General features: G+C 59.0%; 24 protein-coding genes and 1 tRNA gene. 10 read left to right on the forward strand and 15 right to left on the reverse strand.

The window, feature by feature from the left end; all coding sequences use genetic code 11:
* Positions 1-136 precede the first annotated feature (136 nt).
* From M6G53_RS14270 to uvrY, 5 genes are all read right to left on the reverse strand, one after another.
* Entirely contained in the window at positions 137-1,972 is a 1,836-nt protein-coding gene (locus M6G53_RS14270) for a tyrosine-type recombinase/integrase (RefSeq protein ID WP_253332360.1), read from the reverse strand.
* Positions 1,973-2,205: 233 nt separating this feature from the next.
* Positions 2,206-2,281: transfer RNA gene (locus tag M6G53_RS14275), tRNA-Gly, on the reverse strand.
* Positions 2,282-2,425: 144 nt separating this feature from the next.
* Complete coding sequence (pgsA, locus tag M6G53_RS14280) at positions 2,426-2,974, reverse strand: CDP-diacylglycerol--glycerol-3-phosphate 3-phosphatidyltransferase (RefSeq protein WP_073528632.1); 549 nt, start codon at positions 2,972-2,974, stop codon at positions 2,426-2,428.
* 58 nt (positions 2,975-3,032) lie between these two features.
* A complete protein-coding gene (gene uvrC / locus M6G53_RS14285; RefSeq protein ID WP_253332363.1) occupies positions 3,033-4,865 on the reverse strand; it encodes an excinuclease ABC subunit UvrC in 1,833 nt (610 codons plus the stop codon).
* Entirely contained in the window at positions 4,858-5,514 is a 657-nt protein-coding gene (uvrY, locus tag M6G53_RS14290) for a UvrY/SirA/GacA family response regulator transcription factor (RefSeq protein WP_004927947.1), read from the reverse strand. Before uvrY ends, uvrC begins: the two co-directional genes overlap by 8 nt.
* Positions 5,515-6,212: 698 nt before the next feature.
* On the opposite strand from uvrY, the gene M6G53_RS14295 reads away from it, so the two are divergent.
* Both M6G53_RS14295 and M6G53_RS14300 read left to right on the forward strand, forming a co-directional pair.
* Complete coding sequence (locus M6G53_RS14295) at positions 6,213-6,437, forward strand: DUF2594 family protein (protein WP_004927950.1); 225 nt, start codon at positions 6,213-6,215, stop codon at positions 6,435-6,437.
* Positions 6,438-6,553: 116 nt separating this feature from the next.
* Positions 6,554-6,895: a GlpM family protein gene (locus tag M6G53_RS14300; RefSeq protein ID WP_004927953.1), complete on the forward strand. Its 342-nt coding sequence runs from the start codon at positions 6,554-6,556 to the stop codon at positions 6,893-6,895.
* A 17-nt stretch (positions 6,896-6,912) separates the two neighbouring features.
* On the opposite strand, the gene M6G53_RS14305 is transcribed toward M6G53_RS14300, so the two are convergent.
* Both M6G53_RS14305 and M6G53_RS14310 read right to left on the reverse strand, forming a co-directional pair.
* Positions 6,913-7,344: a hypothetical protein gene (locus M6G53_RS14305; RefSeq protein WP_253332365.1), complete on the reverse strand. Its 432-nt coding sequence runs from the start codon at positions 7,342-7,344 to the stop codon at positions 6,913-6,915.
* 160 nt (positions 7,345-7,504) lie between these two features.
* Positions 7,505-7,849 (reverse strand): hypothetical protein, encoded by a 345-nt coding sequence (locus M6G53_RS14310; RefSeq protein ID WP_253332367.1) that lies wholly within the window; start codon positions 7,847-7,849, stop codon positions 7,505-7,507.
* Positions 7,850-8,371: 522 nt separating this feature from the next.
* Between M6G53_RS14310 and M6G53_RS14315 the strand changes: the two genes are divergently transcribed.
* Positions 8,372-8,731, forward strand: a complete 360-nt coding sequence (locus M6G53_RS14315; protein ID WP_253332369.1) for a hypothetical protein — start codon at positions 8,372-8,374, stop codon at positions 8,729-8,731.
* Between the two features lie 40 nt (positions 8,732-8,771).
* Here the strand turns inward: M6G53_RS14315 and M6G53_RS14320 are convergent, their stop codons facing one another.
* Genes M6G53_RS14320 through M6G53_RS14335 form a run of 4 tightly spaced genes read right to left on the reverse strand, consistent with a single transcriptional unit; the run spans position 8,772 to position 12,361 of the window.
* Positions 8,772-10,040 (reverse strand): NAD(P)/FAD-dependent oxidoreductase, encoded by a 1,269-nt coding sequence (locus M6G53_RS14320; RefSeq protein WP_253332371.1) that lies wholly within the window; start codon positions 10,038-10,040, stop codon positions 8,772-8,774.
* The gene (locus tag M6G53_RS14325; RefSeq protein WP_253332372.1) at positions 10,033-10,293 is read right to left on the reverse strand and encodes a (2Fe-2S)-binding protein; all 261 of its coding nucleotides are present in this window, start codon (positions 10,291-10,293) and stop codon (positions 10,033-10,035) included. Before M6G53_RS14325 ends, M6G53_RS14320 begins: the two co-directional genes overlap by 8 nt.
* Positions 10,290-11,414, reverse strand: a complete 1,125-nt coding sequence (locus tag M6G53_RS14330; RefSeq protein ID WP_253332374.1) for an NAD(P)/FAD-dependent oxidoreductase — start codon at positions 11,412-11,414, stop codon at positions 10,290-10,292. The genes M6G53_RS14325 and M6G53_RS14330 overlap by 4 nt, the downstream gene beginning before the upstream one ends.
* Entirely contained in the window at positions 11,414-12,361 is a 948-nt protein-coding gene (locus tag M6G53_RS14335) for a 4-hydroxyproline epimerase (RefSeq protein WP_253332376.1), read from the reverse strand. The genes M6G53_RS14330 and M6G53_RS14335 overlap by 1 nt, the downstream gene beginning before the upstream one ends.
* Positions 12,362-12,751: 390 nt before the next feature.
* On the opposite strand from M6G53_RS14335, the gene M6G53_RS14340 reads away from it, so the two are divergent.
* A complete protein-coding gene (locus tag M6G53_RS14340; RefSeq protein WP_253332378.1) occupies positions 12,752-13,606 on the forward strand; it encodes an AraC family transcriptional regulator in 855 nt (284 codons plus the stop codon).
* Between the two features lie 17 nt (positions 13,607-13,623).
* Here the strand turns inward: M6G53_RS14340 and M6G53_RS14345 are convergent, their stop codons facing one another.
* Entirely contained in the window at positions 13,624-13,785 is a 162-nt protein-coding gene (locus tag M6G53_RS14345; RefSeq protein ID WP_253332380.1) for a hypothetical protein, read from the reverse strand.
* 29 nt (positions 13,786-13,814) lie between these two features.
* Here M6G53_RS14345 and M6G53_RS14350 point away from each other — a divergent pair, with 29 nt between their 5' ends.
* The 4 genes from M6G53_RS14350 to M6G53_RS14365 are packed head-to-tail and all read left to right on the forward strand — an operon-like array spanning position 13,815 to position 19,049.
* Positions 13,815-14,735, forward strand: coding sequence for a dihydrodipicolinate synthase family protein (locus M6G53_RS14350; RefSeq protein ID WP_253332382.1), 921 nt, complete (start codon positions 13,815-13,817; stop codon positions 14,733-14,735).
* A 54-nt stretch (positions 14,736-14,789) separates the two neighbouring features.
* The gene (locus M6G53_RS14355) at positions 14,790-16,406 is read left to right on the forward strand and encodes an aldehyde dehydrogenase (NADP(+)) (protein ID WP_253332384.1); all 1,617 of its coding nucleotides are present in this window, start codon (positions 14,790-14,792) and stop codon (positions 16,404-16,406) included.
* A 44-nt stretch (positions 16,407-16,450) separates the two neighbouring features.
* The gene (locus M6G53_RS14360) at positions 16,451-18,016 is read left to right on the forward strand and encodes an APC family permease (protein ID WP_253332386.1); all 1,566 of its coding nucleotides are present in this window, start codon (positions 16,451-16,453) and stop codon (positions 18,014-18,016) included.
* A 19-nt stretch (positions 18,017-18,035) separates the two neighbouring features.
* Entirely contained in the window at positions 18,036-19,049 is a 1,014-nt protein-coding gene (locus M6G53_RS14365) for an Ldh family oxidoreductase (RefSeq protein ID WP_253332388.1), read from the forward strand.
* Positions 19,050-19,346: 297 nt separating this feature from the next.
* Here the strand turns inward: M6G53_RS14365 and M6G53_RS14370 are convergent, their stop codons facing one another.
* The 3 genes from M6G53_RS14370 to M6G53_RS14380 form a co-directional block, all read right to left on the reverse strand.
* Positions 19,347-19,592 (reverse strand): hypothetical protein, encoded by a 246-nt coding sequence (locus M6G53_RS14370; protein WP_253332390.1) that lies wholly within the window; start codon positions 19,590-19,592, stop codon positions 19,347-19,349.
* 178 nt (positions 19,593-19,770) lie between these two features.
* Entirely contained in the window at positions 19,771-20,199 is a 429-nt protein-coding gene (locus M6G53_RS14375) for a universal stress protein (RefSeq protein ID WP_033642623.1), read from the reverse strand.
* Between the two features lie 179 nt (positions 20,200-20,378).
* Positions 20,379-21,095 (reverse strand): LuxR family transcriptional regulator, encoded by a 717-nt coding sequence (locus tag M6G53_RS14380; RefSeq protein WP_253332392.1) that lies wholly within the window; start codon positions 21,093-21,095, stop codon positions 20,379-20,381.
* 336 nt (positions 21,096-21,431) lie between these two features.
* Here M6G53_RS14380 and M6G53_RS14385 point away from each other — a divergent pair, with 336 nt between their 5' ends.
* Positions 21,432-22,961, forward strand: coding sequence for a 3-hydroxyacyl-CoA dehydrogenase NAD-binding domain-containing protein (locus M6G53_RS14385; RefSeq protein ID WP_253332394.1), 1,530 nt, complete (start codon positions 21,432-21,434; stop codon positions 22,959-22,961).
* A gap of 9 nt (positions 22,962-22,970) precedes the next feature.
* On the forward strand, positions 22,971-24,182 hold the full coding sequence (locus tag M6G53_RS14390; RefSeq protein ID WP_253332396.1) for an acetyl-CoA C-acyltransferase: 1,212 nt from the start codon (positions 22,971-22,973) through the stop codon (positions 24,180-24,182).
* The last annotated feature ends 15 nt before the right edge of the window (positions 24,183-24,197 follow it).

Consider the following 24,197-nt stretch of genomic DNA (forward strand, 5'->3'; position numbering starts at 1 on the left):
TGAAGGACAAATTAAAAAGTGGCCAACTTAAGAAACAGGCGCAAGCCGAAGTTTCTGAGTAACCACGATCAGGGGTGGGTCCGTTTTACTTTGGCAGGGTGGGTCACAATTCGATCGGTATTGACACATAAGGCGCTTACGCCGTCAGCACTTCCAACATTTTCCCGGCTTCGCTGGCCAATTTCTCGACCCCATACGCACGAACAGCTTCGATAGGACGCATCCCACCCAGTTCATCCACGGGCGTGTTCAATGCATGATAAACACGCCATGGGTCGGCGCTACGAGCATTCGAAAGCACCAAAGAGGTCAGTTCCCTACACAATGGGTCCAACTGCCAGTCGGGGATCCGTTGCCCACGATTGCCCATCGCCAGGGTCAGCAGTCGCCCGGCCTTGATGTCACGATTGACCTGGTCTCGAGACTTGCCCGCAAGCTTGGCAAACGCAACGACTGGCAGGTTGTGCGATGCCTCATACAGCTCGAGCTTCTCGGCGTGCTCCCTCTGAAATTGGGAAGGCGCAGGCTCTACTGGCACCGGAGGCTGTTCCTGTACAGGCACAGCCGGCAGTCGGAGAGATGCAGTAGCCGGGACAGAACTGATTGTTGCCCCCAGTTCACCAGGAGCCACTGGTTGCCGGTCTGGCGATGGCACGTCAGCCATTGCGTTTGGCACCAGCGGCATCGAGTCAAACTGGACGGTATGGCTCAGGTGCATGCTGGCTGCCTCAGAAAGTCCCTGCTCCCACATGTCGAGGCGATCTGCCCAGTCTTGCATCATGCGCCGCCTCTGCTCCACATATTCCGCATGGTTGTACGACGCGCTGACCTTGTCGGGATCGGTGTGCGAGAGCTGGGCATCTACCCAGACCTTGGGATATCCGATTTCATTCAAGGCCGTCGAAATAGTTGCACGAATGCCGTGGCCGGTGAGCAGCCTGACATACCCCATCCGCCGCAGCGCGGTGTTAAGCGTGTTTTCGCTGATGCGTTCCGCCAGTTCACTCCGATGAGACAGCAGGTGCTTCTGCGCCGGCTTACGCTGTTCCAGCAGGTAACGCACGATTTCTTGAGCCTGCGCGGAGAGCGGAACGATGTATGGGGGAATACTCGTTGGCTCTATGCGCTCCTTACGCATCTCGAGTTGAAGCTGCTTGACGACTTCCGGCGGGATGATCCATAGCCCCTGATCCAAATGGAACTGGTCAGGGGTTGCAAGTCGAAGCTCACCTGTCCGTACCCCCGTCAGCAACAGCAAACGAAGCCCAAGCTGGGTCTGCAGCATTCCGCGGTACTGGCGGAGCTTCTGCAAGAGTTCCGGCAGTTCCCCCATCCGCAGGAAGGGGTTGTGCTTGACCGGGGGTTTCGGTGCCGCCACGACATCCAGGTCCGAGGCGGGACTCTGTTCAAGGTCGGGGACTTTGATCAACACATAGCGGAACATCTGGTGCAGCCAGGTGCGACATTTCTCAGCGGTTGTAAATGCTCCGCGGCGCTCAATTACTTCGATTACCTCCAGCAGGTCGGGGCGCTTGATGTCGTAGACGGACTGAAGCCCGAGCTTTGGCAGGAGATCCTTCCGGAAGATGCGTTGAATCTGTGCCTGCGTGCTCTGACGGCCCTCCTTCAAACTCAGCTTACGGAACTCGAACCAATGCTCGAACAACTTTTGGAAGGTGTGCTCCTCCGCCAGAAGGGCCAGTCGACGCTCTTGGTTTCGATGCTTCTTGGGATTGATGCCACGCGCGACCAACTCGCGAGCGTCGTCGCGCCGGGTGCGTGCATCTTTGAGGGAGATTTCTGGGTAAGTACCCAGCGACAATCGCTTCTGGACACCATTCCAGACGTAGCGGAAGTGCCAGCTTTTGTTGCCGATGGGGGATACGGCCAAGGACAGGCCGTCGGTATCACCGATGGTGTACGCTTTGCCCGTTGTCTTGGCTTGGCGCACTGTAGTGTCGGAGAGTGCCATGTTTAACTCCTCTGTACCTGGATTGAAATTCAGGAACAGATGGTGGACATGTCACCCGCTGCCAACCAGCAACAATGCGCTGCAGTCCTCGCCCGTATTGATGGACTAAAAAATGGACTAAAAAGCGCTGGCTGCTGCTGGATTCCGGTGGACGTCACCGGAATGAAAAAAGGGGCTTTCGCCCCTTCTTTCAACGACTTACAGAATTCTATGGAACTCCGTAGATCAAAATTTGGAGCGGGAAACGAGGCTCGAACTCGCGACCTCAACCTTGGCAAGGTTGCGCTCTACCAACTGAGCTATTCCCGCATTACCAGAACTGACTGATTTCTTTGCTATCTTTCGGCAATTCATCGCTGTCGTCTGATGCGATGCATTCTACTTACCTGACGTGATGAGTCAATAAAATTGTTGGCTCATCACGATCGTTTGCCGATTTTTGCAGCGCATCGATCAGGGTTCCAGCAGATCGTTGCGCGCCGCGTTCAAATATTGGAACATAGACCAGAAAGTCAACACCGCCGCGATGTACAGCAAACCGAACGCGACATACTCCACAGAACGATCCGGGCGCCACAGCAAGCCTACCAGCGACATCATCTGCGCCATGGTTTTCACTTTGCCGATCCAGGACACCGCCACGCTGCTGCGCTTGCCGATCTCCGCCATCCACTCGCGCAGCGACGAAATGATGATTTCACGGGCGATCATGGTGGCCGCCGGCAGCGTGATCCACCAGCTGTGGTAGTGCTCTGCCACCAGCACCAGCGCCACCGCCACCATCACTTTGTCTGCAACCGGATCGAGAAACGCCCCGAAGCGCGTCGTTTGTTTCCAGCGGCGTGCCAGGAAGCCGTCAAACCAGTCGGTGACGGCGGCAAACACGAAGATAACGGCGCAAACCATCGGAGCCCAGTTGAACGGCAGATAAAACGCCAGCACAAAGAATGGGATCAGAACTACGCGAAACAGGGTAAGCCAAGTCGGTATATTCAATTGCATAATGCTACGGTAACTATCTGGCTAGAGTGGAAATTAAGAGTATGTTGCTACATTGCCCTCAGTGTTTCAATGCATTGTAGATCTTTTCTGCCAATGCTTGTGAAATACCCGGCACTTTTGCAATTTCCTCCACGCTGGCGTTCAACAAAGGTTGCAGTCCGCCCATATACTTCAACAACACCTGACGCCGTTTCGGCCCCACGCCCTCAATCAGCTCCAGCGCGCTGGTATTTCTGACTTTCGCCCTTCTCTGGCGGTGACCGGTAATCGCGTGGTTGTGCGAGTCATCGCGAATATGCTGGATCACATGCAGCGCCGGCGAATCCGGCGACAGCGCAATCCCCTCACCTTCCGGCACGAAGAACAGCGTTTCTAACCCGGCCTTGCGATCGGCGCCTTTGGCGATGCCGATCAGCAGCGGTTTGTTCTTATCCCAGCTGACGTTCAGCGATTTGAACACCTCGATCGCCATGCCGAGCTGCCCTTTGCCGCCGTCGATAAAGATAACGTCCGGGATTTTCTTATCTTCCAGCGCCTTGCCGTAACGGCGCTTCAGCACCTGCGTCATCGCCGCGTAATCATCGCCGGGGGTGATACCGCTAATATTGTAGCGCCGATACTCCGAACGCACCGGCCCGTTACCGTCAAACACCACGCAGGAAGCCACGGTTTGCTCGCCCATGGTGTGGCTGATATCGAAGCACTCCATGCGGTTGATTTCCGTCAGGTTCAGCACTTTGGCCAATTCCGTCAACCGCTGGTGGATCGTGGACTGTTGCGAAAGCTTGGTGGTCAATGCCGTTGCCGCGTTGGTGCGCGCCAGCTTCAGATAACGAGCGCGATCGCCGCGCGGTTTGCTTTGGATCTGGATCCTGCGCCCCGCCAGCTCGGAGAGCGATTCAGCAAGCAGTTCTTTTTCCGGCAGGCTGAAATCCAGCAGGATCTCGCCGGGCAACGTGCGTGCCTGGCTGCCCTGCAGATAAAACTGGCCGACGAAGGTCTGCACCACTTCGCCCATCTCCGTACCGCCCGGCACTTTCGGGAAATAGCTGCGGCTGCCCAGCACCTTGCCCTGGCGGATGAACAGCACGTGCAGACACGCCATACCGGCGTCGAACGCCACGCCAATCACGTCCAGATCGTCGCTGTCGCCGGAGACGAACTGGCGTTCGGTGACGCGGCGCACGGCCTGAATTTGATCGCGAATGCGCGCCGCCTCCTCGAAATTCAGCAGTTTGCTGGCTTCTTCCATGCGCGCAATCAGCTGATGCAACACCTGCTGATCTTTGCCCGAAAGGAACAGCCGCACGTAGTCCACCTGCTGGCGGTACTCTTCTTCGCTCACCAGGCCGGCGACGCAAGGGCCCAGACAGCGCCCGATCTGATACTGCAGGCACGGACGCGAGCGGTTGCGGTACACGCTGTTTTCGCACTGGCGAATCGGGAACAGCTTTTGCAGCAGCGCCAACGTTTCACGCACGGCGTAAGAGTTGGGAAAAGGGCCAAAGTATTCACCCTTGGCATGTTTGGCGCCGCGATGCACCGCCAAACGAGGGTGAGTATCCGCGCTGAGAAAAATCAACGGATAAGATTTATCGTCTCGCAAAAGAACATTATATCGCGGCTGGTACAATTTAATGTAGTTATGTTCTAACAAAAGCGCTTCTGTTTCGGTATGAGTAACAGTTACGTCTATTTGTGCGATATTTTTAACCAGCGTCTCGGTTTTACGGCTGCTGACCTGCTGCCGAAAATAGCTGGCGAGACGCTTTTTCAGGTCTTTGGCTTTACCGACGTAGATCACCGTACCCGTGGCGTCGTACATACGATAGACGCCGGGCTGGCTGGTGACGGTACTCAGGAAGGCTTTGGCATCAAAACGGTCATTCACTGCTTAACAACGTCTCCGCATTGAACAATCCATGTCGGATGGCCAGATGAGTCAGTTCGACATCACCGCTGATATTCAGTTTGCTGAACATGCGGTAACGGTAGCTGTTCACCGTTTTCGGGCTAAGACTCAGTTGCTCCGAGATCTCATTCACTTTTTTACCTTTGGTGATCATCAGCATGATCTGCAACTCGCGCTCCGACAGGCAACTGAACGGCGTCTCGGCCTGCGGTTCCAGCTGGCTAAGCGCCATTTGCTGGGCGATATCAGACGCGATATAGCGCTGCCCCGCATGCACGGAACGCAAGGCGTTAATCACTTCCTGCGGCGCGGCGCCCTTGCTCAGGTAGCCGGCAGCGCCCGCCTGCATCACCTTGGCCGGTAAAGGATTTTCAGTATGGATAGTCAACATGATGACTTTGACGTCGGGTGCATAACGCACAATCTTGCGCGTGGCTTCCAGCCCGCCAATGCCCGGCATATTCATGTCCATCAGCACGATATCGACAGCGTTGCCACGGCACCATTTTACGGCGTCTTCACCGCACTGGGCCTCACCGACAACTTTTATACCTTTGATATCTTCAAGAATGCGTCGTATCCCTGCGCGCACCAGTTCGTGGTCATCAACAAGAAGAACGCTAATCAAGGAAAAATCTCCAAAAAAAGGGAGTAACGCAATCAGCCTCTGTTTTCGCCAGAGATATTACTTGTTTTTCAGACAAGAATGAACACAGATTAATACATACTTCCGAATAACTTTGCGGGGCAGAGCTGATTTTTCAATTTTAGCCGTCTATGCCGCCGATAAATCGTCACGTCGGAAAAGCTCGGGCGGCGAAAATAATTTCACGGCACCGGCTACAGGATAGCGTGACAATCATGCCGCAGGGGAAAATCTGTGTAAGCAATCACGACGTGAATAATATTAACACGGCCACGGGCTGTTTGTAATCAATTGATATTTAAAGACGCGACGAAAGCCACTGCCAACCTGAGCCGGAGGCCGGAGGACAAAACTATTATTTCCGCCAAGCGCCGGCAAAATCGGTGCCACCCGTCCCGAATAATTATAATAACCTCAAGGGTTCAACAATAACGTACCGGACAAATACTTGTTAACCGTCTCGAAATAACTTGCCGATAATTGGTGATTCGGCACGCAGTGAACGCGCGTTGCCCACCGGCGGGGCCTGAGGAAGCCCGTTGCAGATGACGAACGCATGCTATGCTATACTCCGCGCCCAGTTAAATTCGCCGCCGCGCGTGGAGCAGCTTTTCAGCCCGCGAGCGGTGCGACAAAGCAGTTTGTATCAGGCTAAGGCCTCAAAAAAATCAGGAGAGAAAATGAGCAACGTTGACTTCACTACGTCTGCAAACCCGGAAATTTTGGCGACCGAGGTTGCCTGCCTCAAAGCCACGCTGACGCTGATCCTGAAGTCGATCGGCCAGGCCGACGCCGGGAAAGTCATCATCAACATGGAACGTTTCATTGCCCAAATCGAAGATCCGACCCAGGCGGAAATCTTCAAGAACAGCATTCAGCAAATCAAGCACGCTTACCGTCAGTAAGCGCAGCGCCGCAGGCCCACTATTCATGCGGGCCTGCTTTTCCCCATGCTATACCCCGTTGATCTTGCACAGGCTTTCGGGCAGTGTGTTGATTTCCCCTGTCCCCCGAGACCGTTATGGGCATCCTTGTCAAAGCGCTGATCGGCGCGCTGGTTGTGGTTCTGATCGGCCTGCTGGCTAAAACGCGCAACTATTATATCGCCGGTTTGGTGCCGCTTTTTCCCACTTTCGCTCTGATAGCGCATTACATTGTCGGCAGCGAACGGTCGATCGCAGCGCTGAAAACTACGCTGATTTTCGGCATGTGGGCGGTCCTGCCCTACCTGGTGTATTTGATTTCGCTGTATTTCCTGATTAACAGCCTGCGGCTGTCGTTGGCTCTGGGAGCGGCGGTGCTTTGCTGGATCGCGGCGGCATGGCTGTTAATTACGCTGTGGGGATGGTGGCAAGGGCGTTAACGCCCTTGCCTGAACGGTTACGGCCGCCCTGCCTGCAAAATGAAGCCGCGCTGCCGGTCACCGGCGATACGCAGATAGCGGCTTTCACCGGCGCGCAACGTCATGGGCACGCTGCCGCCGGTATCACGCCAAATGCACAGATGATTCTCAATCATATCTTGCCCGATGCTGACCGTAGCATTGCCAGGCGGCATGCGAAACTCCGCTTTCTCTTTCGCGCCCAGCGAAGCGGCGAACTCCCCATTCACATAGACGCCGGTGCGGCAACTGCCCGCCAACATTCCGCTGTCGCGCACCACCACCACCGTGGCATAGGGCGTATCCGGGATATTCTGATAGAGCATCAGACGGCTTGGGGGCGGGAACTCAGCCTGCTGCGGCGGTACGGCTTGGGTCGCACATCCCGTCAACAATGCAGAGGCAAAAAACAATGCGGCGTAATGCTTCATCCTTGGCTCCTGAAAAATAACGATTATCGTAACAAGAGAATAGCTGCCCCAGTAACGTACACGCCGCAGAGACGAAAAATCGGATAACTTCCTACTCATGCCCATTGAGATAAGAAGATTCTGCATTAAAGCTCTTGAAATAAAGACTATTTTTACAAATTTAAAACTTGACCATGCCTCGTTGAATATCTGCCGCAAACGCACCGCTGACATAACTGAGACCATCTGGCGTAACGTAAACCCGGGTATGGCCGCTCTCTGATAATACCGCCACCATATACCCCAGGCGGATCATTTCATGTGACGGCACATTCATTGGCGTAAGAAATCCGCGCCCGCGGCACCACTGATAAAAGCGAGTCCGCCCGTATCCCAACACGGCCCCCACATCGGCGAGGTGCTTAAATCTATCATAATCCTCTGATGGTGAAGGCAAACCGTCACGACTCTCAGGTGTTTTCTTTATCCCAGACAAAATAAACTCCTTTTTTGTATTGGTCGCCAACGGTTACCCTTCATCTGAAGCTGAATTTAAAAAATTCAATTTTAAAATGCAAATAAATTCCCTATAACTAAAAATCACTTTATGAAGGAATTCTTAAAATAAAACCACAATAACAAAACAGAAATAAAAAAATTGGGTATTAATACCGAGTATTAAAAACTCGGCATAGGTAAATATCCTAAATAAAAATAATATTTAAATCGGATAAGAAAATACTTAGCTTGCATACAATCCCGCATTCATGACAATCAAACGATCGTCGGATCGCTGCGGTGACAAGATGACAAGATGACAAGATAATGAACAAAACAAACGCTACGCTGCCCTTCCCACCTCGTAAGCCCCCCCGTAGGCCGCTTTCATTTAGCCAACATCGTCGCACAAGGCAGTGCTTTCTCAATCCCACCTAAACAATAACCATTATCATTTCCAATTGTATCGCCAGTTTATTACACTTTTTCGCGCCGCTTCTTGGGAATATTCCTAAGAAGCGCCCCAGGATGAGGAAGAGTTAGGGACACCATGAAGAATTGCCGTTGTTTGATCGTTTTACCGCTATTGATGATGACCGCCTGCACCCAATGGGAAAGGCCCGGCGCGGTTGAGAGTACCCGGGATGCCGAATTTGCCGAATGCCGCAGCCGCGGCTACGACCGTTTTCCGCCGGATGTGGTGAGAGACGTAGAGTTCAGCTACGAAAACAAATACGTTCCCTGCGAGAAAAATAAGAAAGATTGCCCGTTGGGATACCGCTATGACAAGGAGCCGTCGATTAAAACGGTGCAGACCGATCGCAATCAGTCCGCCAGAAACGCCACCATCGAGGCCTGCATGTACGGCAAAGGCTGGCGAGAGAAAACCTACTATTGGCCGCAATGGTAATGTAGCGGCGTTTGCCCAGGGTGAAACGCCGCCAACCCGCTCAGCTGCCGTCATCATCACGGTTCAGCCCCAACGCAGCCAACGTTTCCACTCTGGCCGGCGATAAAGGCACACGCGGCGGCGGCAAAGACCAGCCCAGCAATTGCCTCGCCGCCGTCGCGCAGACTCTGCCCTGGCATGCCCCCATGCCACAGCGGCTGCTCAGCTTGGCCGTGTTCCAATCCGGCTGGTGGCGCACCTGTTCCAGCGTGACGTCTTCGCAGCGGCACAGCAGCGTCTGCGGCTTGGCCAGCGAATTCAAACTTTTATCGAGCGCAAAGGATGTTGCCGCTGCCGCGGCGAAACGCCGCCACACTCGCCGCTGCGCCGCCAAGGCGTCGGCTTTTGCCCTCTGCCCGGTGGCGGCATAACCGGCAATGGCGCCTTCGGTGAGTGCCAATTCACTGCCGCCGATGCCGGTGCACTCCCCGGCGGCATAAATTTGCGCCTGGTTGGTTTGCTGCCAATGATCCACCGCCACGGCGTCATGTTCGATCCGACACCCCAGCAGCATCGCCAGCTCGATGTTCGCCACCAGACCGAAACCGCAGGCCAGCCTGTCGCAGGCCAGCGTACTTTCCCGCCCGCCGCTGTCGACACGCACCGACGTTAAGCGCTCTTGCCCCAATGCCGCCAGTACCCGGCTACCGGCACGGTAACGCCCCGGCACCAGAGAAAGCGCCTGACGCAGCTTGGCCGGCCAGCGCCACAGGCCACCGGCGAATGCCGCCAAGCGCCACAGCGGCGCCTGCTCCGCCACCAGTATCACCTTGCCGCCGGCCTGTTTCACGCTGTTCGCCACCGCCAGCAGCAGTGGGCCGCTGCCGGCTATCACCACCCGCTCACCGCGGATCGCCAGCCCCTGCTTGATTTGCGCCTGTAGACCACCGGCACCGCTCACCCCCGGCAGTGTCCAACCGGGAAACGGCAGCAGCAGTTCACGCGCGCCATTGCATAAAATCAGCTTTTGATAGCGAATCACGCCACAGCCTGCGGCATCTTCATACGCCAATCGATCCGCACCGCACAGCGCCACCAGCTTGCAGCCGGACTGCAGCGCAATATTTTGCCGCACCGCCAGCGCCTGCCGATAGCGGTTCGCCGCTTCAGGCAAAACCACCTGCGGCCCATCGCGCCAGATTTGCCCCCCGGGATACGGATTATCATCGATCATTCGCACCTGACCACCGCTTTCCGCCGCCGCCAGCGCCGCCGCCATGCCGGCCGGCCCGGCGCCGACGATCAATACTTCGCAATCGAAGTCACTCATCATCGCTCCTCTCAATGCGCATGCCGGCTTGGCATAACGTCTGGCACGCCAGGCGACGCAAGCCGTTAATGGTCACCCGGCACTCCTGACAAATCCCCATACCGCAAAATGGCGCGCGCGGCTGGTGTGAAACCGACAACCGACAACGATCCGCTCCGTACAGGCTGAGCGCCGCTGCAACGCTGATACCAACCGGCACCCGGTAGAGTTCGCCGTCGATGCTCAACGCGAGCGTATTTTGCCTTTCATTCATACCGCCCGCTCCTCGGCGACAAACGCCCGCGCCGCCAAATACGGGGAATCGTTAATCTCCGGCGTTTGCCGACCGATCTGCGCGGCGATCAGCGCGGCGCTGCCGAGGGCGGTCGTAACGCCCAATCCCTCGTGCCCCAACGCCAGCCACAGCCAGGGATGTTGCGGGTGCGCGCCCAACAGCGGCAAGCCGTCGGCAGAGGCGGCGCGCTGCCCGGTCCAGCAACGAATGATGTTCATCTGCGCCAGTGCGGGCAAGAAATGCTGCGCACGCGTGAGCATCGCCGCCAGCAACGACATGTCCAACGCCGAATCGACGGCGTCGAACTGGCGCGAAGAACCGATCAACAGTTGCCCGGTGGGCCGTGCCTGCACATTGAACGCCACCGACGTGCCGTTGCTGGCATGCGCGCTGGCGCCGTACCCCAGTTCCACCAGTTGGTGCCGCACCCGTGCAGGATAACGATCGGTGATCGCCAGATGGCCCTTCTTGGCGCGCAGCAACGGCTGCGGTAACAGGCCGTTGGCACGCAAGCCACAGGCCAAGACCACCACCGGCGCCACCAGGCGCCGGCCGTTCGCCAGCCGCACCGTCCCTGCTTCCAGCGCTGCCGCTTCGCCATGCACCACCTCGATCGCCGCCCCCCCTTCGGCCAACAGCCAACGCGCCACAAGCGGCGCATAAAGAATGCCGTCACCCGGCACTCGCAGCCCGCCTGCCAGGCCGCGCCGCAACATCGGTTCCGTGGCGGCGACCTGGCTCGCCGTCAGCAGGTCTGCGGCCACGCCCTGTTCCGCCAGCCGCGCCTGTTTTTGCTCGGCGATGGCCATTTCATCCGCGTTATCCGCCAGCCACAGCGTACCGCAACCGCACCAGGCACACGCTTGCGGCATCCGCCCCGTCACTTCGCGCCATAAGCGCAGCGAATAGGCGCTCAACGCCAGCTCGGCCGGATTCTCGTCCATGCACACCAGATGCCCCATGCCGGCAGCGGTGGCGCCGGCGCGGCGATCGTCCACGACCGAGACCCGATACCCTTCCCGCGCCAACCGCCAGGCGCAGGCGGCACCGATAATGCCGGCGCCCACCACGATGACATCGGCTCCCCGTCCGGCCCACATCAACGTATTCCCCAGACAAAGGGATCGCGCGCGTCGAGCAGCAGTTGGCTATCGGCGCACACATAGGCTTGCCCACGAATAAAGGGAGTAACGCGCTCGCCGCTCCAGCGATAATAGGCCTGGAATTCGCTGCCGATCACGCTGGCCTGCCGCCACTGCGTATCCGGCGGCAGTTTGCCGTCCGCCGCCAGGCACGCCAGTTTGGCACTGGTGCCGGTGCCGCACGGCGAGCGATCGTAGGCTTTGCCGGGGCACAATACGAAACTGCGGCTGTCGGCCTGCGGATCGTCGCCGAACAGTTCGATATGGTCTATCACCCCGTCGTCTTCACCGCGAATACCCGCCTGTTCCAACGCCTGCCGCACCGCCCAGGCGAGCGCGGTCAGCGCCTCCAGATTCTGCTTATCGATAGCTAACGGCGACTCGCCGATCAGGAAGAACCAGTTGCCGCCCCAGGCGATATCGCCCGTCACCGCCCCGTAACCCGCTACCTCGAGCCGCACCTGGCGGCGGTAGCGATAGGCCGCCACGTTTTCCACCGTAACGCTGCCGTCGTCATGCAGCGTGGCGTTCACCGGGCCGACCGGCGTCTCGATCAGATGGCGCCCGGCGTGGATACGCCCCAGGTGCGCCAACGAAGCGATCAGCCCGATAGTGCCGTGGCCGCACATGCCCAGATAGCCGCTGTTGTTGAAGAAGATCACACCGGCGGAGGCCTGCGGCGAACAAGGGCGGCACAGCAGCGCCCCCACCAGCACATCGTTGCCGCGCGGTTCGAGCATCACCGCGCAGCGCCAATCGTCATAATGTTGCGCGAAACGCGCCCGCCGTTCCGCCATGCTGCCTTCGCCGAGATCGGGAAAACCTTCCACGATCAGTCGGGTCGGCTCTCCGCCGGTGTGAGAATCGATCGCCCGCAAAGCGGTGATATGCGCAGAAAGTGCCATCGGCGTCTCCTGAGTTAATGAGATGTTACCAATAGCATTAGCCTGAACGAATGCACGCATGGCGGCTTGATGCGTTTCGGCGCGACGAATGAAGAAATCAGCACAGTGGCGAAGGGATAGGTCTGATATGCCGCAAGCATGTAATTAACTGAATTTATAATAACTATTTATTTATCATAGTGTTATTTAAATGCCAGCCCCACACGTAGCGAGAAACGCAGCAGTTTTCAAGCAACTGCCACGCGCCGTCCGGCAAAAGTATGCGGCAATCCGCATATTTGGCAGCCGGACGGAAATAGCGCTTGATTCGTTACGAGAAAGTTAATATTGATGCGAAAGCGCCAACCTGGCTCGCCTGTTTTTCCGGCTAACGACCGAAAAGGGACTGCTATGCGATTCACTTCAGATCATCAGCATCAGGTTTCTCTCTCACCGCCTTCGTTCGCGGGGCTGCCGGAGCAGGAGGACGTTTTCGCCGTCGAACATCTGTCGCGCCTGTGCGACGGGCTGGCGCAGCAGCGCCCGAACAACCTGCGCGATCTGCTGAATACGCTGGCGCTGATCGCGCCGTTGCTGAACGCGATCCCCAACGTGGTGTTCTTTATCAAAGATGCCCAGGCGCGCTACCTGCTGGCCAACCTGACGCTGGCCAGGCGCTGCGGTTTCAAGACCGTCACGCCGCTGCTGGGCAAGACCTCCGCCGACGTTTTTCCCGCTCAGCTCGGCTCCGGCTACACCGAGCAGGATCTGCGGGTATTGCGCCACGGCGTGCTGATCCAGGATCAGTTGGAAATGCACCTGTACAACGGCCGAGAGACCGGCTGGTGCCTGACGCAAAAGCTGGCGCTGTATGACGCTCACGGAAAAATCATCGGCATGGCGGGTATTTCGCACGATCTGCAGGAAGCCAGGGCCAATCACCCGGCCTACCAACGGCTGGCGGCGATCGACGTGCACATCCGCCGCCACTATGCCCGGCCAATCGCGCTTGAGGAGCTGACGGCGTTGACCGGCTTGTCGGTGGCGCAGATCGAACGCTACTGCAAACGTATCTTCCACCTCACCCCGCGCCAGATGATCCACAAAGTGCGCCTGGAAAAAGCCACGGAACTGCTGGCCGGCGACCAGCCGATCACCGATATCGCCCTGCAGTGCGGCTATACCGATCACAGCGCCTTCAGCCGTCAGTTCAAAGCGATGACCGGTTCCACGCCGCGCGACTTCCGCCTGACACTTACCAGTTAACACACTGATTTATCATATTAAAACCACTCCACAGCGGCGCGCCGGCGCTCGGTTTTTTCACGCCCGCGTTCCGGCACCATTGTGCCAATTTCGTCGCGGCAATCGGCGAAAAGCGTCAAGCCTCTCTGCGTAATACCGGTCAATCTGTCGATGAGCCTCACCAAAGATTCACCTTTCATTAACACTTTCGAACGACAGGACAAACACGATGAGCCATAAAGCCATAAGCTGGAGCGGCGTATTCCCGGCGGTGACCACCCAGTTCCGCCACGATTTTTCTCTGGACCTCGACGCTACCCATACGGTGATCAAAAACCTGGTGCGCGACGGCGTATCCGGCCTGGTGGTGTGCGGCACCGTCGGTGAAAACACCTCGATGACGGTGCAGGAAAAGCTGGCGGTGATCGAAGTGGCGAGAGACGCCGCCGACGGCAAAGTCCCGGTGATCGCCGGCATTGCCGAGTTCACCACCGCGTTCGCGCAAAATATGGCGCATGAAGCCCAAAAAGCCGGCGTCGACGGCATTATGGTGATGCCGGCGCTGGTCTATTCCGCCAAGCCACACGAAACCGCCGCGCACTTTCGCAGCGTCGCCGGCGCAACCGATCTGCCAATCATGGTCTACAACAACCCGCCGATTTACAAAAATGACGTCACCCCTGACATTCTGACCTCACTGGTCGACTGCGAGAACATCGTGTGCTTCAAAGACTCGTCAGGCGACACCCGTCGTTTTATCGATCTTCGCAACGAAGTCGGCGATCGCTTCGTGCTGTTCGCCGGGTTGGACGACGTGGTGCTGGAAAGCATCGCCGTTGGTGCGCAAGGCTGGATTTCCGGCATGTCCAACGCCTTCCCGCGCGAGGGAGAAACCCTGTTCCGCCTGGCGAAGGAAAAACGCTATGAGGAAGCACTGGCGCTATACAGCTGGTTCATGCCGCTGCTGCACCTCGATGCCCGTCCCGATCTGGTGCAGTGCATCAAGCTGTGCGAACAGCGGGTCGGCCGCGGCAGCGCCGTCACGCGTCCGCCGCGCCTGGCGCTGCAGGGCGAAACGCTCACCGAGATCAACGCCGTGATCGATCAAGCGCTGGCCACTCGCCCCGCGTTGCCGAACGTCGGCCTGTAACGCTTTCACCGCCCGGCCATGCCGGGCGTCATGCTTTCTCTACCGGGGGAACCAATGCCCAACGATCGCTACGCCGCCATCAGCGGCCAACATTTTATCGGCGGCCAGCGCTGCGCCGCAGGAGAAGCGGCGCTGCTCAGCCTGCGCGCCGACGACGGTGAGCCGACCGGCTACCGCTTCCACCAGGCCACGGCGGCAGAAACCGCCGCCGCCGCAGAAGCTGCCGCCGCGGCCTTTGCACCCTATTCGCAGCTCAGCGCGGAACAACGCGCGAACTTTCTCGACGCCATTGCCGAGGAGTTAGACGCGTTGGATGAGGATTTCTTCGCCTTCGCCATGCAGGAAACCGCCTTGCCGCCGGCGCGGTTGAGCGGCGAACGCGCCAGAACCAGCGGCCAGATGCGGCTGTTCGCTACGCTGCTGCGGCGCGGCGACGTCGAGGGCGTGCGCATCGACTGCGCGCTGCCACAGCGTTCCCCCTTACCACGTCCCGACCTGCGTCAATACCGCACCGCGCTCGGCCCGGTGGCGGTGTTCGGCGCCAGCAACTTCCCGCTGGCGTTCTCCACCGCGGGCGGCGATACCGCCGCCGCGCTCGCCGCCGGCTGCCCGGTCGTGTTCAAGGCGCACAGCGGCCATATGATCACCGCCGAGCTGACCGCTCAGGCGATCGAGCGCGCACGGGAACGCACGGGGATGCCTGCCGGCGTCTTCAACATGATCTTCGGCAACCGCGTGGGGGCCGACCTGGTACAACATCCGGCGATTCAAGCCGTGGGATTTACCGGCTCGCTGCAAGGCGGCCGGGCACTTTTCGATCTGGCAATGCAGCGCCCTCAACCTATCCCGGTCTTCGCCGAAATGTCGAGCATCAACCCGGTCGTGATCCTGCCACAGGCGCTGGCGCGGCGCGGGCAACACATCGCGCAGGAGCTAGTCTCTTCCTTCACACTCGGCTGCGGTCAGTTCTGCACCAAGCCCGGCGTGATCGTCGCGCTGCGCGGCGCCGCCCTCGATCGGCTGGTCGAAACGATGAGCGCCCTGGTCAACGCCGCCGAGCCACAGCCGATGCTGAACCCTGGCACCCTGGAGCACTACCGCCACGGGCTGGCAGCCCTGGATGCCCATCCGGGCATGAGGCATCTGGCAGGCCGCAGCGAAACGCCCCCTTTCCGGGCGGCGGCGCAGCTGTATCAGGCGGAAGCGACACTGCTGCTGCAGGCCGATCCGCTGCTGCAACAGGAGGTATTCGGCCCAGCCAGCATCCTGGTGGCGGTGGATAATGCAGCGCAGCTGCATGCGGCGCTGGCGGCATTGCAAGGCCAACTGACCGCCACGCTGCTGGCGGACGACGGCGATCTCGATATCGCCGCCGGGCTGACGGCATTGTTGGCGCGCAAAGCCGGCCGGGTGCTGTTCAACGGCTATCCGACCGGGGTAGAAGTGTGCGACGCCATGGTGCACGGCGGCCCCTACCCGGCGACCAGCGACGCACGCGGCACCTCGGTAGGCACGCTGGCCATTGAGCGTTTCCTGCGGCCGGTTTGCCTGCAAAACACCCCTGCGGCACTGTTGCCGCCGCCGCTGCAGGACGCCAACCCGCTCAACCTGCTGCGCCTGGTGAACGGCGTTTACACCCGAGATCCCCTGGTTCCACCTGCCCACAACTAGCCTGGCCGCATCTGCCTGCCACTCAATAACAAAAGGGTAATACCATGACAACCCAAGGCAAATTCAAGAAGCAGCTTACGCTCACCGATCTGACGTTTATCGGTCTGGGCGCCATCTTCGGCTCCGGTTGGCTGTTCGCCGCCAGCCATGTCTCCTCCATTGCCGGCCCAGCCGGCATCTATTCCTGGCTGATCGGCGGCCTGGCGGTGCTGCTGCTCGGCATCGTCTACTGCGAGCTGGGCGCCGCCCTGCCGCGCGCCGGCGGCATCATTCGCTATCCGGTGTTCTCGCACGGCGAACTGATGGGCTATTTGCTGGGGTTTATCACGCTGATCGCCTTCTCCAGCCTGATCGCCATCGAGGTCGTCGCCGCGCGGCAATACGCCGCCGCCTGGTTTCCGTTCCTCAGCCAGCCCGGTTCCGGCGATCCGACCCCGCTCGGCTGGCTGGTGCAGCTGGCGCTGCTGTGCTTTTTCTTCGCGCTCAACTACTACAGCGTCAAAACCTTCGCCAAATCCAATAACCTGATCAGCGTGCTGAAGTTTCTGGTGCCGCTGCTGGTGATCGTGGTGCTGTTCAGCTTTTTCAAGCCGGAAAACCTGCACAGCCAGGGCTTTGCCCCCTTCGGTTCCGCCGGGGTTGAAGCCGCCATTTCCGCCGGCGGCATCATCTTCGCCTACCTTGGCCTGACGCCGATCATTTCGGTCGCCAGCGAAGTGCAAAGGCCGCAGCGCACCATTCCCATTGCGCTGATCCTGTCGGTGGTGCTGTCCACCATCATCTATGTGCTGCTGCAGATAGCGTTTCTCGGCAGTATCCCCAGCGAGATGCTGAGCGGCGGCTGGGCCGGCATCAGCCACCAGTTCTCTTTGCCGTTCCGCGACATCGCCATCACGCTGGGCATGGGGTGGCTGGCGTTTCTGGTGGTCAGCGACGCGATCGTTTCGCCAAGCGGCACCGGCAACATCTATATGAACGCCACGCCGCGTGTGATCTACGGTTGGGCACGCGCCGGTACCTTCTTCAAACTGTTCACCCGAGTGGACGGCGAGTCCGGTATTCCACGCCCGGCGCTGTGGCTGACCTTCGCTCTCTCGGTATTCTGGACGCTGCCATTCCCGTCGTGGGAAAAGCTGATCGGCGTGGTGTCCGCCGCGCTGGTGCTGAGCTACGCCATCGCCCCGGTCACCGCCGCCGGGCTGCGGCGCAATGCGCCCGATATGCCGCGCCCGTTCCGGGTGCGCGGTTTCTGCGTGCTTGGCCCGCTGTCATTTATCATTTCAGCGCTGATCGTCTTTTGGTCGGGCTGGGACACCGTCTCCTGGCTGCTCGGTTTGCAGATCCTGATGTTCTTCATCTACATCCTGTTCAAGAATCAGGTGCCGACCCACGCCGTTAGCCTCCGGCAGCAAATTGGGTCCTCGCTGTGGCTGATCGTTTTCTATGCGCTGGTGATCGCGCTTTCCTACCTCAGCAGCTTCGGCGGCATCGGCGCCATTGCCCACCCGTGGGACACCCTCAGCATGGCGGTGATTGCGTTGGCGATTTACTACTGGGGCGCCTATACCTGTTTACCCCAGGCCAATTTTATCGGCGATGAAGAAGAATGAACCCAGGGAGGAGCTAGAGATGACATCCATGCACGTTCTGTCGCTGGAACAGGTTTATCAACTGGCGTTGCGCACGCTGCGCAGCAACGGCTTCAATCAGGCACATGCTGAGGCGGTGGCGCAAAACGTCACCCAGGGCGAGCGCGACGGCTGCGCTTCGCACGGGCTGTACCGGCTGTTGGGCTGCGTGCGTTCGCTGCGGGCAGGCAAAGTCTCCGCCGATGCGAAACCCTGTCTGGTCGACCAGGCGCCGGCTATCTTGCGCGCCGACGCCGGCGGCGCGTTTTCCCTGCTGGCCTACCGCACCGCTCTGCCGGCCTTTATCAATAAGGTGCGCACCAACGGCATCGCCGCGCTGGCGATCAACCGCTGCGTGCATTTCTCCGCGCTGTGGGCCGACATCGAACCGCTGACCGAGCAGGGGTTGGTGGCCTTAGCCTGCACGCCCAGCCACGCCTGGGTGACGCCGGCCGGCGGTTCGCGCCCGCTGTTCGGCACCAACCCCATCGCCTTCGGCTGGCCGCGCCCGCAGCGGCCGCCGTTTTTGTTCGACATGGCCACCAGCGCGGCGGCGCGCGGCGAAATCGAATTGCATCGCCGTGCGGGCACCCCGCTGCCTGAAGGCTGGGGCATTGATAAGGCAGGCAATCCGTCCACCGATGCCAGCAGCGTGCTGGAGGGCGCAATGCTGACCTTCGGCGGGCATAAGGGCTCGGCGCTGGCGGCGATGGTTGAATTGCTGGCCGGGCCGCTGATCGGCGATATGACCAGCAAGGAATCGCTGGCCTACGACGACGGCACCGGTTCGTCGCCTTACGGCGGTGAGTTGATCATCGCGCTGGATCCCGAGCGTTTTCTCGGTGCGGATAAGGCGAAATATTTCGCCAGCGCAGAGGCGATGTTTGCCGATATGCAGACGCAAGGCGCACGCATCCCAGGCGAACGCCGTTATCGGCAGCGGCGCCAGAGCGAGCAATGCGGCGTGGAAATCCCCAGAACGTTGTACGACGAAATCGTGGCGCTGTGCGAGTAGCGCCGAATGGATGCCCCCGCGCCGGCAACCCGGTGCGGGGAGAAGCTTATCCTGCCTGAGCCAGATCGCTGTGCAGACGTTTGCGCCACTCCGGTTTGGTGCCCCGGAGGTGGCAATGTTTTGCTTCTTTACCCGGCGGCACCTGATGCCACATGACCTCTTGCCACCGGCTCGGTTCCTTTCCTCGCAACGTTGAGCGGGTCTGTTTAATCGTCGGTTGCAAGATGTCCGCCTCCTCCGCGGTAATGTCAGGCGGCTGTCTGGTGGCGTCCAGCGCGCGTATTCCCAGCGGCCCCTTCACCTGAACAACACGTTGACCTGCTGCAGCGTCGCTTGCTGATTAGCGCTCATACCCTTAACGGACCAACCGTCGAGGTTTTCACCAGGATCGTCCCCCCTGCTCGCGATACTCGTTACCTGGCCCCCGACGATATTCCATCCTTGCCAGATCAGCGTGATAAGCGGCTTGGTTGACGCATATTGCCAACGGCTCGGTTCACTGCCCCTGTCGCCTCTGATGCTCCCATCGACTTCTAATGGCATAGCTGCCCCTCTTCTGGCTGAGATGAAGAATATGCGCAAGGCCGGTGGCCCGGGTTGGCACATAAACGTCAGAAAAATGGTAGTAGCTCAGGCCGAGATGGCAATAAAACGCCAGGCACGCTCTGCTGCCGGCCGGCAACCGCAGAACGTGCCCGAGAACGGTGGGGCATAAGACGGATTATCTGACTACCATCACCGAAATATTGGCATGGCGAACAATGGCGGCGGCGTTAGACCCCAGCAGATAGGTTTTCACGCTCGGGCGACGCGACCCGATGATGATCAGATCGGCGTCGATCTCTTCCGCCAGTTCCAGCGCCTGATCGCGCGCAGAGCCGAAGCTGACGGTGTAATTGAGGCGATCCAACGGCAGATCGATTTCCGACATGATTTTCTTCAGCTTCTCCACCGCCTTTACTTCCGCCTGATTCTCAAACTCCTTGAGACCGAACGAATAGGCAGTAACAAAAGCCGAGGCATCCGGCAGCGCATGGAAGAAATGCACTTTAGCGCCGGACATCTTCGCCAAATATTCCACATGCTTCAGCGCATGCTCGGTCAACAGATCTTCTTCAATATCGATCGGCACTAAAATAGTCTTGTACATATCACATCCTTTCTATGTAAACCGGGTGCCAACAGAATACTGCCGCGCACAGGCGTGGTGAATCGCTTTATCACGCTTTTGTGATCGGGGGTAAATACTGATAAGGACAATGTTTAATTTAACAAAATATAAACATCGCGCCGCTAACGGATAGGCGCTTAATTATTTATCTCTCGAGATTAAATCAGCTGTAAATAAACCGCTTTGGCGGTGGCGGCAGTCTTATTGGCGACAGAAAGTTTTTTAATCGAGTTGCCGATATGGAAATTGACCGTGCGTTCGCTGACCCCCATCAACAGCGCGATCTCTTCCGCCGTTTTCCCTTCGCTGCACCAGCGCAAGATGTCTTTTTCGCGCAGCGTCAGCACATCTTTTATCACGTCGTCGTTCACCGATATCAAGGCTTCGCGCAGCGTTTTATGGGCGGTTTGCGCCAGCCAAAGGAAAAAGGTTTCATTTGCCGCACGCGCTTGCGGCGTTTGCTCCGGTAGCGCCCTGCCGGCAAACGTCAGGATCCCCAGCCGGCCATAACAATCCTTGACCGACTGCGACCAACCGGCACACAGGCCGAACTGCGCCATACGCCGCCAAAGCGTCGGCCGGTCGTGATAAAAGCTTTCGTCCCACTGAAACTGCAGCGTGGAATGGTGGGCGCGCTCAATAACCGGATCCTGCAAATACGCTCGCTGCCGCCGATAATCCTCGAGATAGCTCCCTGATAAATTCCCTTCAATCAGCATTTTGGGGCGGCTGGCCGGATAACAGGAAAACACGATGTAGGAGAAATAATCAAACCCTAACGCCTCAGCGCAGGGCCCCAGCTGCGTCAAAAAGCGTTCGCGATCGGCCAGGCTGCCAATCACCTCCGCCATGAGCCGTTGAGTGCGGGTATCCATAACGCAGGTTCTCCAGATAGCGATGCCGATTTATCGATAGGTCAGACTCACTATAGAATATCGCCACCCAGCGCCAGTAGCCGTTTCATATAATAAAAAATACCAACGCTATAACGAAAAAAGCTATCCCCCCTTAAAATAAGCCTTTTTATTGCGCCGCGCTGGGCAACTACGCGAATAGCATAATCTCCTCGGTGCGTAAACCTGTCATTTCTACCGTTAGACAGCCAGGACACCGCCCATTACTTTCCAGACAGGCACCCAGTGCCGCCGTAAATCCAAAGAGATAATAAGCATTTGCGAATTTCGCATGGCATACAGTGACGGGGATTTTCTATGGCAGAAAGTAATGCAGCAATTCAATCGGCTGCGATTATCGGCGCGGGGACGATGGGCAGAGGCATCGCTTATCTTTTCGCGCAAAAAGGCATTCGCACGGTGCTTTATAATCGCAACGGCAATACCCTCAATCAGGCTCGCGACTATATCGAGCAAGACCTGAACAAGAAAGTCGAACAGGGCAAGATCGCGCTGCAGGATAAAGGCGCGGTGCTGGCCAATCTGGTGTTCACCTCGGAGTTTGAGGCCATCGCCGACAGCGAGCTGGTGATAGAAACCATCGCCGAGCAAGAGCAAACCAAACTTGAGGTGCTGGCGGCCATCGCCGCGGCAGTCAAGCCCGACACGCTGATCGCCACCAATACCTCCTCACTGTCGCTGAATAAGCTGGCAACCGCGGTGACGCACGGCGAGCGGTTTATCGGTTTGCATTTTTTCAACCCTGCGCCGCTGATGAAACTGATTGAAATCATCCCGGCCTACTTTACCGCACGCGCCACCACCGAACGTTGCCGTCACCTGGTAGCCGCGTTGGGGAAACGCGATGTCGTCTGCCAGGCTACGCCGGGGTTTATCGTCAACCGTATGGCGCGCCCTTACTACCTGGAAGGGTTCCGCCTGTTGGAGGAACACGTGGCGCGCGCGCCGCAGATCGACCGCGCCCTCAAGGCCGGCGGACACTTTCGCATGGGGCCGCTCGAACTGACCGATTTTATCGGCCAGGACATCAACTACCAGGTCAGCCGGCAAATCTGGCAGGACATGCAATACGACGCGCGCTATACCCCCGGCCATCTGCAGCGTTCGCTGGTTGATGCCGGTCTGTTGGGGAAAAAGAACGGCCGCTCCTATTTCCCTGCCGAAGAAAACGCCCCACCGGTGACGGCCGCCATCGATGCACACGTCGAGACGCTGCACGTTTACGGTGAGCACCCTTTTTTCACCCTGTTACAACAGCGGGCCGCACTTCAGTGGCCACAGCTGCGCGTGGAACAACGGCCGGCATTACCGGGCCTGGGGCCGGCCGTTCAGGTCAATCAGGCTTTCACCGTCAGCATCACCGATGGCCGCACGGCAAACCAGCTGGCCGAGCAGACGGCGGCGGACGCCTTTGTGGTCGATGTCGCCCTGAACTACGCCGACACGGCGTATCTGGTGGCAGCGCACAGCCGCCACGCCTCTGCGGCCAATAAGGCGCTGTTTTTACGCCTGCTGCACACGGCAATCCCGCAGGTTGAATTTATCAAGGACTCCCCGGCGCTGATCGTCGCCCGCGTCCTCAGCAGCCTGATCAACGAGTCGGTGATCATGGTGGAAAGCGGCGTCTGCAGCCGGGAAGACATCGATGTCGCCGCCGTCGCCGGCGTTAACTACGCCGACGGCATTTTCGACTGGCTCCGCAGACTGGGGGAGAAAAATGTCAGGACGACGCTGAGCAATCTGGCGCAGCTGCTGCACGCGGCACGCTATGCGCCGCATTACACCCTTCTGCACGCCGCCCAACCGGCGCTGACGACCACGCCTTAAGGATCGCCGATGAGCATTCAAGATGACAGTGTTTATCTGATCGACGGCACGCGCACGGCGATCGGCGCCTATGGCGGCAGCCTGGCGCATACCCGCCCCGACGACCTGGCGGCGACGATCATTCGCTGCTTGCTGCAACGCCATCCGGCGGCGGAAACGAGCCTGGACGAAGTGGTCTTGGGCTGCGCCAACCAGGCCGGTGAGGACAACCGCAACGTCGCCCGCATGGCGGCGCTGCTTGCCGGGCTGGATCCGTCGGTACCGGCCATCACCCTCAACCGCCTTTGCGCATCCGGGTTGGATGCGGTGATCTACGCCGCGGCGAAAATCCGCAGCGGCCTCAGCGAGCTGGTTTTGGCCGGCGGCGTGGAAAGCATGAGCCGCGCGCCCTATGTGCTGAGCAAAGGCGAAACGCCGTTCGACAAAGGGGTGAAACTGTACGACACCACGCTGGGATGGCGCTTTGTTAACCCGCGGCTGGCTGAGCGCTACGGCAGCGATCCGCTCGGCATCACGGCGGAAAACGTAGCCCAACGGCAGCACATCTCGCGCGAGGAGCAGGATCTGTTCGCGCTGGCCTCGCAGCAAAAGGCCCGCCGGGCGATCGACAGCGGCCGGCTGGCGCGGGAAATAACGCCCGTAGACGTGCCGGCGGATCGTAAAACCACCCGCACATTCGCACAGGACGAGTTTCCCCGGCTCAGCACGCTGCAACAGTTGCAGGCGCTGAAACCGGCGTTCTCCGCCGGCGGTTCGGTCACTGCGGGCAACGCTTCCGGCATCAACGACGGTGCCGCCGTGCTGCTGCTGGCCTCCGGGCGCTACGTGAAGCGTCAGGGGTGGCAACCGCTGGCGGAGATCGGCGACAGCACGGCTGCCGGGGTTGAACCGGCACTGATGGGGCTGGGGCCGATCGCCTCCACCGAGCGCTTGCTGCAACGCGGCGGATTTACCTTGAACGACTTCGACATCATCGAGATTAACGAAGCGTTCGCCGCACAGGTTCTGGCGGCGCTGAAACACTGGCGTATCGACGCCAACGACGCGCGGGTCAACCCGAACGGCGGCGCCATTGCGCTCGGCCATCCGCTGGGGATGTCCGGTGCGCGCCTGGTGCTGTCGGCGGCGCTGGAATTACGCGACCGGCAGGCAGGCAACGCATTGGTGACGATGTGCGTCGGCGTCGGCCAGGGTCTGTCATTAAACCTTAAAGCCGTTTAACACAAGGAATATGCT

Source organism: Serratia nevei (genome assembly GCF_024160145.1).
GTDB lineage: Bacteria > Pseudomonadota > Gammaproteobacteria > Enterobacterales > Enterobacteriaceae > Serratia > Serratia nevei_A.

What these genes read in the sequence shown, in the direction of transcription:
- M6G53_RS14270 (WP_253332360.1), bottom strand. Translation starts at nt 1,972, where the DNA reads ATGGCACTCTCCGACACTACAGTGCGCCAAGCCAAGACAACGGGCAAA.
- pgsA (WP_073528632.1), bottom strand. Translation starts at nt 2,974, where the DNA reads ATGCAATTGAATATACCGACTTGGCTTACCCTGTTTCGCGTAGTTCTG.
- M6G53_RS14295 (WP_004927950.1), top strand. Translation starts at nt 6,213, where the DNA reads ATGAGCAACGTTGACTTCACTACGTCTGCAAACCCGGAAATTTTGGCG.
- M6G53_RS14300 (WP_004927953.1), top strand. Translation starts at nt 6,554, where the DNA reads ATGGGCATCCTTGTCAAAGCGCTGATCGGCGCGCTGGTTGTGGTTCTG.
- M6G53_RS14305 (WP_253332365.1), bottom strand. Translation starts at nt 7,344, where the DNA reads ATGAAGCATTACGCCGCATTGTTTTTTGCCTCTGCATTGTTGACGGGA.
- M6G53_RS14315 (WP_253332369.1), top strand. Translation starts at nt 8,372, where the DNA reads ATGAAGAATTGCCGTTGTTTGATCGTTTTACCGCTATTGATGATGACC.
- M6G53_RS14320 (WP_253332371.1), bottom strand. Translation starts at nt 10,040, where the DNA reads ATGAGTGACTTCGATTGCGAAGTATTGATCGTCGGCGCCGGGCCGGCC.
- M6G53_RS14325 (WP_253332372.1), bottom strand. Translation starts at nt 10,293, where the DNA reads ATGAATGAAAGGCAAAATACGCTCGCGTTGAGCATCGACGGCGAACTC.
- M6G53_RS14330 (WP_253332374.1), bottom strand. Translation starts at nt 11,414, where the DNA reads ATGTGGGCCGGACGGGGAGCCGATGTCATCGTGGTGGGCGCCGGCATT.
- M6G53_RS14335 (WP_253332376.1), bottom strand. Translation starts at nt 12,361, where the DNA reads ATGGCACTTTCTGCGCATATCACCGCTTTGCGGGCGATCGATTCTCAC.
- M6G53_RS14340 (WP_253332378.1), top strand. Translation starts at nt 12,752, where the DNA reads ATGCGATTCACTTCAGATCATCAGCATCAGGTTTCTCTCTCACCGCCT.
- M6G53_RS14345 (WP_253332380.1), bottom strand. Translation starts at nt 13,785, where the DNA reads ATGAAAGGTGAATCTTTGGTGAGGCTCATCGACAGATTGACCGGTATT.
- M6G53_RS14350 (WP_253332382.1), top strand. Translation starts at nt 13,815, where the DNA reads ATGAGCCATAAAGCCATAAGCTGGAGCGGCGTATTCCCGGCGGTGACC.
- M6G53_RS14355 (WP_253332384.1), top strand. Translation starts at nt 14,790, where the DNA reads ATGCCCAACGATCGCTACGCCGCCATCAGCGGCCAACATTTTATCGGC.
- M6G53_RS14360 (WP_253332386.1), top strand. Translation starts at nt 16,451, where the DNA reads ATGACAACCCAAGGCAAATTCAAGAAGCAGCTTACGCTCACCGATCTG.
- M6G53_RS14365 (WP_253332388.1), top strand. Translation starts at nt 18,036, where the DNA reads ATGACATCCATGCACGTTCTGTCGCTGGAACAGGTTTATCAACTGGCG.
- M6G53_RS14370 (WP_253332390.1), bottom strand. Translation starts at nt 19,592, where the DNA reads ATGCCATTAGAAGTCGATGGGAGCATCAGAGGCGACAGGGGCAGTGAA.
- M6G53_RS14375 (WP_033642623.1), bottom strand. Translation starts at nt 20,199, where the DNA reads ATGTACAAGACTATTTTAGTGCCGATCGATATTGAAGAAGATCTGTTG.
- M6G53_RS14380 (WP_253332392.1), bottom strand. Translation starts at nt 21,095, where the DNA reads ATGGATACCCGCACTCAACGGCTCATGGCGGAGGTGATTGGCAGCCTG.
- M6G53_RS14385 (WP_253332394.1), top strand. Translation starts at nt 21,432, where the DNA reads ATGGCAGAAAGTAATGCAGCAATTCAATCGGCTGCGATTATCGGCGCG.
- M6G53_RS14390 (WP_253332396.1), top strand. Translation starts at nt 22,971, where the DNA reads ATGAGCATTCAAGATGACAGTGTTTATCTGATCGACGGCACGCGCACG.